This window comes from Xenorhabdus sp. Sc-CR9, from assembly GCF_963897815.1.
Classification (GTDB): domain Bacteria; phylum Pseudomonadota; class Gammaproteobacteria; order Enterobacterales; family Enterobacteriaceae; genus Xenorhabdus.
The window spans coordinates 1-1,927 of sequence record NZ_CAWQTY010000048.1; the positions used below are offsets into that span (position 1 = coordinate 1).

Below are 1,927 nucleotides of genomic sequence, written 5' to 3' on the forward strand. Positions count from 1 at the left end.
TGACGCGACCGCCGCCTGCGTCAGTCCTTTTGATAACCGGTGCACCACCGCCCACCAGACCGGCACGGCGGCCGTGTGTTCGCCCAGACTGGAAATCACCGGCGCATACCCCGTTTCCTGCGGTGATGTCAGCGTCCAGGTGCCGCAGGTCTTGGCCCGGGACGGATCATATTGCAGGGTACTGAGGCTGACCTGAACCAGCGGAACGCAACAGGCAACCATGACAAAGAACGCCCCGTACAGGGTATTTTCGAGACGGGAGAGCGACCGGAGTCCCGCATTGCCTTCTTCCACACTCTCTTCACGGATTTTCAGCCACAGGGCCATGATTTTGAACAACAACGGCACGGTAAACAGCCCGGTGGCAATCAGTACCTGCCACAGGCCATTATTCACCACCCAGCCGAGCAGGGTCAGAAAATATTCCAGATAACTGTTTGTCGTCATGCGCTGCCCCCCATGCTGCCTGACAGGGCATATTCACACAGCAGGAGAAACAGCAGGCTGGCCGTCATCATACGGATCAACGGTGTCCGGTATGCGGGTTTATGTTGCGTTGCCTGAAAAAGCTTCCGGCTGCCCCAGCCCAACAGCGTGTAAAGGCTTAACCGCCAGACCAGCCACAGCGATTGATGGTTTTCCATCCCGTGACGAAAGGCGGACAGGTGTTCGGGATAACGCATCCCCGCCCGGCCCGTCAGCAACGTAAGGATTATCACTGCCGCAATCGCCAGAGCGATGCCAGCGCCTTTTTTCAGCCTGGACGATGTTTTTGCGTTACCGGTCATCACTTACCTTCCCGTCGTCCGGTTTGCCGGATTTTCCAGTTGATAGAAACGCTTATCACTGCTTTCCGTCACGTGTTTCTGCGGGTGTGCTTCAATCCGGTGGTTTTCCCGCTCGATAATGGTCAGGATGGCATTGCGCGCCAGTTCGCGTTTCAATGTCATTTCATTTTTCAGGGCGTTGATTTCCCTGTCCAGCGCCGCAATCCGCCGTTCACCTTCGTTCAGGGCTTCGGCCTGCGCTGCAGCATTGGGTTCAGACATGCCGGTCATCAGCATCCGGCGCATCAGCAATGCCGTCTCCGTGGTCTCTGCCATCGCCAGTTCACCCGCCAGACGTGCTGTCAGTGCGGCATTGTCGGGGTCACGTTGCAACGCCTGGATCACACCCCGGGTGATGGTCAGGCTGCCGGTTTTCAGTTTGGCCAGGTTCGCCGCCGTCGGTTTTTCTGTCCCGTTAACCAGCTTCACCAGCTGTTCCATATTGGCCTGAGTCTGTGCTTCCAGCATCGGTGCAAAGCCCGTGCCGGCCACGGTGGTGCCCGGCTGGTGCGCCTCGCCGCCGCTGATGCACTCCGCCGCGTTGGCACAGGTGCGGATAGCCCGGTCGCCCAGCACGTTGACGACGGCTTCTGCCGCCTCCCGTGCACTGCTGAATTTGCTGCAACTGCTGCCGTTGCAATCCTGACGTCGGAGGGTGGCAGTGCTCAGTACCGGCTGATGGTTCATCATATTAAACCCCGCGCTGGCTAAATCGCGGGTCGGACGAATGGCACTCTGCCCTTTACCGCCCTGCTTCCGGCCGCCAATCCACGGATGCCCGCCCGTCCCGGTGGCTTTGGTGCCGGCGTTATTGGCCCTCACCGCGTCAGCATCCCCGCCGTTGACCTGATTTTTGTACTCCTGTAAAGAGGCCGATTGGCTCCATTTGTTGTTTTGCGCAAAATCCACCATTCGTCTGGCCATGTTCTGACAATTAAACTGGGCCTTGTCGAACGCAACATTGGCCTGTAACACGCCGTTGGTCAGCATGTCATACAGCCCCGGATTGGCCCGCTGGATTATCATGGCGGGGAGACTGGCGACCGCCCCGGTGGCGCCCTGAATGACTTCGCTCATCAGGTTTTTCATGCCCGCCGTGA

The 1,927-nt window shown here is 58.7% G+C and carries 3 protein-coding genes; all 3 read right to left on the reverse strand.

What is annotated here, in order from left to right; translation table 11 throughout:
- Positions 1–447 (reverse strand): conjugal transfer protein TraG N-terminal domain-containing protein (locus AACQ81_RS02700; RefSeq protein WP_237388447.1); only part of this gene is annotated, 447 nt, incomplete at its 3' end.
- Positions 444–719 carry a hypothetical protein gene (locus tag AACQ81_RS02705; RefSeq protein WP_237388448.1) on the reverse strand — a complete coding sequence of 92 codons (276 nt, stop codon included), beginning with the start codon at positions 717–719 and terminating at the stop codon, positions 444–446. The genes AACQ81_RS02705 and AACQ81_RS02700, both read right to left, overlap by 4 nt.
- Before the next feature lie 72 nt (positions 720–791).
- Positions 792–1,927, reverse strand: a 1,136-nt coding sequence (locus tag AACQ81_RS02710; RefSeq protein WP_237388449.1) for an integrating conjugative element protein, incomplete at its 5' end; no start/stop codon positions are given.